This window comes from Terrihalobacillus insolitus (assembly GCF_028416575.1).
Classification (GTDB): Bacteria; Bacillota; Bacilli; order Bacillales; family Amphibacillaceae; genus Terrihalobacillus; species Terrihalobacillus insolitus.
The window spans coordinates 50,280-56,889 of the sequence record NZ_JAMQKB010000018.1; the positions used below are offsets into that span (position 1 = coordinate 50,280).

Sequence of the window (6,610 nt, forward strand, 5' to 3'; positions counted from 1 at the left end):
TTATGCCCTCCAGTCTTCGGTCATGTATTTCATCAATATTTCTTGATTTGCATCTTGTTTATTAACTTCACCAGTAATTTTACCTTCTGCCATCGTATAAATCCTATCACACATTCCTAGTAATTCAGGAAGTTCTGAAGATATCATAATGATGCTTTTACCCTTATCTGCTAGTTCATTGATAATTTTATAGATTTCAAACTTTGCACCCACGTCAATTCCGCGGGTAGGTTCATCCAAAATTAAAATTTCGGGATCTGTGTAAATCCATTTCCCAAGCACTACTTTTTGTTGATTTCCACCACTTAGGTTTAACGCTTTTTGATAAATGGTTGGTGCCTTGATATTTATCTTAGATTTGATAGACTCAGCTACTTTTACTTCCTCATTAGAATTTAAAATACTATTGTTTGAAACTTGATGTAAGCCTGCAAGCGTAATGTTGTTTTTGACGCTTTCTATTAAAATTAATCCAAACTCTTTACGGTTTTCTGAAACATAGGCTATGCCATTTTCTATGGCGCGACCAACGTTCTTTATATCTATTTCCACTCCATTTTTGTATGCTTTTCCTGTTATTTTCTTACCATAGGACTTACCGAAAATACTCATTGCTAGTTCTGTTCTACCAGCTCCCATTAAACCAGCTATTCCAATTATTTCGCCTTTTCTTACATTGAATTTGACATCAAACAATATTTGTCTGTCTGAGTTTACAGGGTGATATGCCGACCAGTTTTCCACTTCAAATAAAACCTCTCCAATGTTTGGATTCCTAACGGGAAACAGATTTGAAAGATCTCTACCAACCATTCCTTTAATGATACGATCCTCACTAATTTCATCCTCATCAAGAGTTAATGTTTCAATGGTCTTGCCATCCCTGAGAATAGTTATTCTGTCTGAAACCTTAATAAGTTCCTTTAATTTATGGGAAATAAGAATAGAGGTGATTCCCTGCTTTTTAAAATCAAGTAACAAGTTAAGTAAATTTTGACTATCTTCCTCGTTGAGTGCGGATGTAGGCTCATCCAAAATTAACAATTTTACATCTTTTGATAGCGCTTTTGCAATTTCAACTAATTGCTGTTGCCCAACACCGATATCTTTGATTTGTACCTTAGGTGATATATTTAATCCTACTTTTTTTAGGAGTTCCTTCGTTTTTGTAATCGTTTCATTCCAGTGGACAATACCTCTGCTTGCCTGTTCATTTCCTAAAAAAATGTTTTCCGCAATAGAAAGTTCAGGAATCAACGCCAATTCTTGGTGGATGATAACAATACCTAATGCCTCGCTTTGATTAATATCTTTAAAGTCACATTTTTTACCGTTTAATATAATGTCCCCAGAGTAACTACCATATGGATGCACACCGCTTAATACCTTCATTAATGTAGACTTTCCAGCACCGTTTTCCCCAATTAAAGCATGAATTTCTCCCTTTTCCACATTTAAATTCACGTTATCTAATGCTTTGACACCAGGAAATGATTTTGTAATTTCGCTCATTTCCAATATGGTTCCAGACATTTTCTCACACACCCTTATATGAAAATAAGTAGGATGATTTAGTGATGAATCTTCATCACTAAATCATCTATAGAAATATACGGTTCCCTAGTTTAAGTCTTCCTCCGTGTAATACTCGGAATCAACTAATATTTCCTTGTAATTGTTAATATCCACGGAAACCGGCTTTAATAAATAAGAAGGAACTATTTTTTTCCCGTTATCATATGTTTCAGTATCATTCACTTCAGGTTCTTCTCCCTTAAGTACAGAATCTCCCATGTCCACTGCTTTTTTGGCAAGTTCTCTAGTATCTTTGAATACAGTTTGTGTTTGTTCACCCTCAATGATAGATTTAACAGAAGCTAATTCCGCATCTTGTCCAGTGATGATTGGCATTGGTTTATCACTTGTCCCGTAACCTACTGCCTTTAGAGACGAAATAATCCCAATGCTTATTCCATCGTAAGGTGAAAGTACTGCATCGATTTTTTCGCTAGAATAATTAGAGCTTATCAGGTTATCCATTCTTTCCTGTGCTTTTGACCCACTCCACCTTAACGTAGCGCTTTGTTCAAAATCTGTTTGGCCACTCTTAACTACTAATTTTCCATTATCGATATATGGCTGCAATATAGACAAAGCTCCATCCCAGAAGAAGTACGCATTGTTATCATCAGGAGACCCTGCAAATAACTCAATGTTAAACGGACCTTCCCCATCCTTTAAGCCAAGCTTATCCTCTATATAAGTACCTTGTTGTACACCAACCTGAAAGTTATCAAACGTAGCATAATAACTTACATAATCACTGTTCATGATCAAGCGGTCATATGCGATAACAGGAATCTCTTGTTTTTGTGCTTGATCTAGCACATCTGATAGTGCTTCACCATCAATGGAGGCGATTACAAGAAGGTCAACGCCTTTTGTTATCATGTTCTCAATTTGTGAAATTTGATTTTCTACAACATCTTGTGCATACTGTAAATCCGTCTTATATCCTAACTTTTCAAATTCTCCAACCATGTTTTCCCCATCTTTTACCCAGCGTTCTGATGATTTAGTCGGCATTGCAATTCCTACAGATTTCTCATCGCCCCCAGTTCCACCCGCTTGATTACCACAACCTACTAAAGCGATCACTAGAATCAAAAGCGATAACATAAAGCCTACTTTCTTCATTTTTTCTCCCCCTTTTAGTTAATGCTTACCCATTTATGTATTTAACACAAATGGATGTTTTCATAGAAAGAAATGTATAGATAGCGCTTACATTGTTGTGAAAAAATATGATAATTTCTAAAGATTATCTTCATTTTCTCATCTATGAAATCTCGACATGTTCGTACAAAATAAATAAAAATAAAACCATGTTGTACGTACATATATTATAGGTTATCGAAATATATTTTGCAATATGAATTTTTGTATTTTTTTTAAATTACTCCGTGTAATTTATTGTAGAGATTCTACTCATTAAAGTATCACTTATTCGTAATAATTAACCTTCTAAAACAGACGTGTTCAACTAAAAGCAATAACTTTATTAATAGAACCTACCGCCGCTAAGAACCTATCTTCAAAGGATTTAATTCTTTTGTTGAATTTCTAACAGCCATTTCTGGTGGATACACAATAGATTCCACTTTGGTCATTTCATTATGCTTGCTGCTTTCTTTAAGGCTGATTAACTCAATAATCATTTTAGCTGCTTCCCGTCCCATCTCACTCTTTGGGTGAATAACCGAAGTCAATTTTACTTCGGAAACCTCGGCCAAAAAAGAATCATCATAGCCAACAATCGATAAATCACTTGGAACATGAATACTTTTCTCTCTTAACACGTCAAGAAACTTGATTGCAAGTTCATCATTATAGCAGACCATTCCAGTTGGCATGTCTTGATTTCCTGATAATAATTTTTGTAGTTCATTGATTGGCTTTGTCTGTTTTTCTTTGGTGTTGTATGTGATGATATTTTTTGGATTTAGAGGAATTTGGTATTCCCTATGCGCCTTCAAATAACCCTTCATTCTCTTTGTTCCTTGAAGGTCATCTGTCTTAAAGCAACCAATAATATCCTTGTGCCCAAGTTTAATGAGGTGTTCTGTTTGCATAAATCCACCTCTTTCATCGTCCATTACAATGCTAAGTGGCTCTAATTCGTCGTAATAAGCGTTGATCATAATATACGGAATCGATAACCTCTCTAGATTTAAATAATAATTTATATTAGGGTTAGAATAGGCACTTTTTGTCGGCTCTATAATCACTCCATCAAAAGACTGAGAAAGAATCTTTTCAAGGAGTTTCCTTTCCGTTTCATGATCGTTATTCGTACTAAATAAACTAACTTGATATCCCTCTTCACTAAGTATTGATTCTGCTCCACGAATGATTGAAGGGAAAATATAATCTGAAATATACGTTGTAATAATGGCAATATTCTTCTGTCTTGATCCAGTTTTTGTTTGTTGGGTGCTTCGGTCCGCACAATAGGTCCCTGAACCTTGCTCCCTATATAACCATCCTTGATTTACTAAATCTCCAATAGCTAATCGAACAGTATGTCGACTAACACCGAACTGCTTCATTAACTCACTCTCTGAATTGATTTTTTGATGAGAAGTAAAAGTTCCATCTATTATTTTTGATTTGACTGCTTGTTTTACAATGTTATATTTCGTTTCCATAAGAGCACCTCAATCACATATACTTAACAGCTTCACGACTGCGTTTTAGTATTACTTGTTCGTATAAGCATCATATCATATCTACGGTTATAGACACTAAAGTTTAAATGGTTTGCAGAACGACCTTTTCTGATCGCTCTGCTATACGATTTTTCACCTCCAAACAGCCTCACTATATTTCAATTCATTTCTTAACTGTCTAGATTGTGTGTGTTTATCAATCACTACGCACTCCACTCCGACCATTTCAGCAAAATCATAAAGCTGTTCCGTGGTAACAGTAAAAGAAAATACAGTATGGTGGGCACCCCCAGCATAAATCCACGACTCGGTAGCCTCACTTAAAGATGGATCTGGCTTCCAAAGCACCTTAGCAACAGGTAAGTTTGGCGTTTCTTGCTTAGGTTGTTCCGCCACCACTTCGTTTATTACCAAACGAAATCTACCACCTAACTCCACAAGCGATGCATTGATTGCAGATCCTCCTTGTCCGTCAAAAACTAACCTAGCAGGATCTGCCTTCCCACCAATCGAAAGTGGGCTCACCACAATTTTAGGCGTTGTCGCTGCTACAGTCGGACAAATTTCAAGCATATGTGATCCGAGTATCATTTCATTTCCTGGTTCTAGGTGGTACGTATAATCCTCCATAAAGGATGTCCCTTCATTATTTGAAATAATCTTCATTAACCTAAGAAGAGCTGCTGTTCTCCAATCGCCTTCACCAGCAAAACCATAACCTTGTTCCATTAGTCGTTGAGCAGCTAACCCAGGTAATTGCTTCATACCGTGCAAATCCTCGAAATTAGTTGTGAACGCTGTGTAGTTTCCTTCTTCTAAGAACCCCTTTAATCCTAATTCAATTCTTGCTTGTTCTATAATTGATTCTTTCACTGAACCATTTACTTTATCCTCTGGGTCAATGTCATAAATCTGTGTATATTCATTAAATAACAAATGTACTGCTTCGTCAGAAACTTGATTGATCTTCTCTACTAAATCACCAACACCATAATAATCGACGGTCCAACCAAATTTAATTTGAGCTTCAACCTTGTCTCCATCCGTTACTGCAACATGTCGCATGTTATCCCCAAAACGAGCCACCCGAATATTATTTCCTTCAACGTAACCTACTGCAATTCTCATCCAATCCCCTATTTTTTGTCTCACTTCTTGATTGCCCCAATGCCCAACGACAACTTTCCGAGCAAGTTTCATTCGTGTGCCAATAAACCCATATTCACGGTCACCGTGGGCTGATTGGTTTAAATTCATAAAATCCATATCAATCTTGCCCCAAGGTATATCTCGATTAAACTGAGTGTGCAGATGCAATAATGGCTTCTGTAACTTAGCGAGACCGGAAACCCACATTTTACCTGGGGAAAATGTGTGCATCCACGTTATTAGCCCCGCACAGTTATCATTTGAATTAGCTTCAAGACTAGTTCTTCTTATTTCTTCAGCGGTTGTTAAAACAGATTTAAAAATAACTCTGAAAGGAAGTTTGCCTTCTTCATTTAAACCTTCCACTATTTTTTGTGAGTTATTTTCTACTTCTAAGAGTGCTTCTTTCCCGTATAAGTGTTGGCTACCAGTAACAAACCAAAATTCATAGGTCTTTGTTGTTAACACGATGATCCCCCCTTGATATAATTTAAAAAATAGAATCGTAGTTTTAGCGAAATGATTTTAATCGCTTCATGACATCATTTTCGCCGCGGCCAAAGTAGTCATGTAATGTTGAATATTCTTTGTATAATTTTTCGTACACGGCAACATTTTCAGGAATTGGTGTAACCACTTCATCTTTGACACGCGCCATTTTTTCTGCTGCTTCCAGAATAGAGTCATATCCACCATTATCCACCCCTGCTGCCACAGCCCCAAACATCGCTGCCCCTAAAGCAGGCGTTTGTTTCGATGCTGCTATTTTAATCGTACGATTTGTTACATCTGCATATATTTGCATTAATAGCTTATTTTTTTGTGGGAGACCGCCACATGCGTACAACTCGTCGACTGGTACTCCATTTTCGTGGAATGCGTCCACAATCTTTTTCGTTCCAAATGCCGTTGCTTCCAGTAAGGCACGATAGATCTCTTCTGGCTTTGTTTGCAGTGTTGCCCCGATTAACAAGCCACTTAGCTCTGTGTCTACTAGAACAGAACGATTGCCATTCCACCAATCTAGTGCTAACAGCCCCGTTTCACCTGGCTGATATACCGCCGCTTTCTGTTCTAGCCACTGGTGAACATTAATCCCTTCTTTCTCTGCTTCTTTTTCTACATAGGCTGGAACACCTTGATTGACATACCAAGCAAAGATATCTCCAACTGCTGATTGTCCTGCTTCATATCCATAATATCCAGGAATAATGCCATCTTCGACCACACCA

Annotated in this window: 5 protein-coding genes; all 5 read right to left on the reverse strand. The window is 37.0% G+C overall.

Translation table 11 applies throughout. From position 1 onward, the window contains the following. On the reverse strand, window positions 1–1,533 hold the full coding sequence (gene mmsA / locus NC797_RS14295; protein ID WP_272437486.1) for a multiple monosaccharide ABC transporter ATP-binding protein: 1,533 nt from the start codon (window positions 1,531–1,533) through the stop codon (window positions 1–3). Window positions 1,534–1,620: 87 nt separating this feature from the next. Then, window positions 1,621–2,697, reverse strand: a complete 1,077-nt coding sequence (chvE, locus tag NC797_RS14300; protein WP_272437487.1) for a multiple monosaccharide ABC transporter substrate-binding protein — start codon at window positions 2,695–2,697, stop codon at window positions 1,621–1,623. Window positions 2,698–3,080: 383 nt separating this feature from the next. Continuing rightward, on the reverse strand, window positions 3,081–4,208 hold the full coding sequence (locus tag NC797_RS14305) for a GntR family transcriptional regulator (protein ID WP_272437488.1): 1,128 nt from the start codon (window positions 4,206–4,208) through the stop codon (window positions 3,081–3,083). 153 nt (window positions 4,209–4,361) lie between these two features. Continuing rightward, complete coding sequence (gene araA / locus NC797_RS14310; RefSeq protein ID WP_272437489.1) at window positions 4,362–5,846, reverse strand: L-arabinose isomerase; 1,485 nt, start codon at window positions 5,844–5,846, stop codon at window positions 4,362–4,364. Window positions 5,847–5,889: 43 nt separating this feature from the next. After that, window positions 5,890–6,610: FGGY-family carbohydrate kinase (locus NC797_RS14315; protein WP_272437490.1), on the reverse strand; the 721-nt coding region annotated here is incomplete at its 5' end.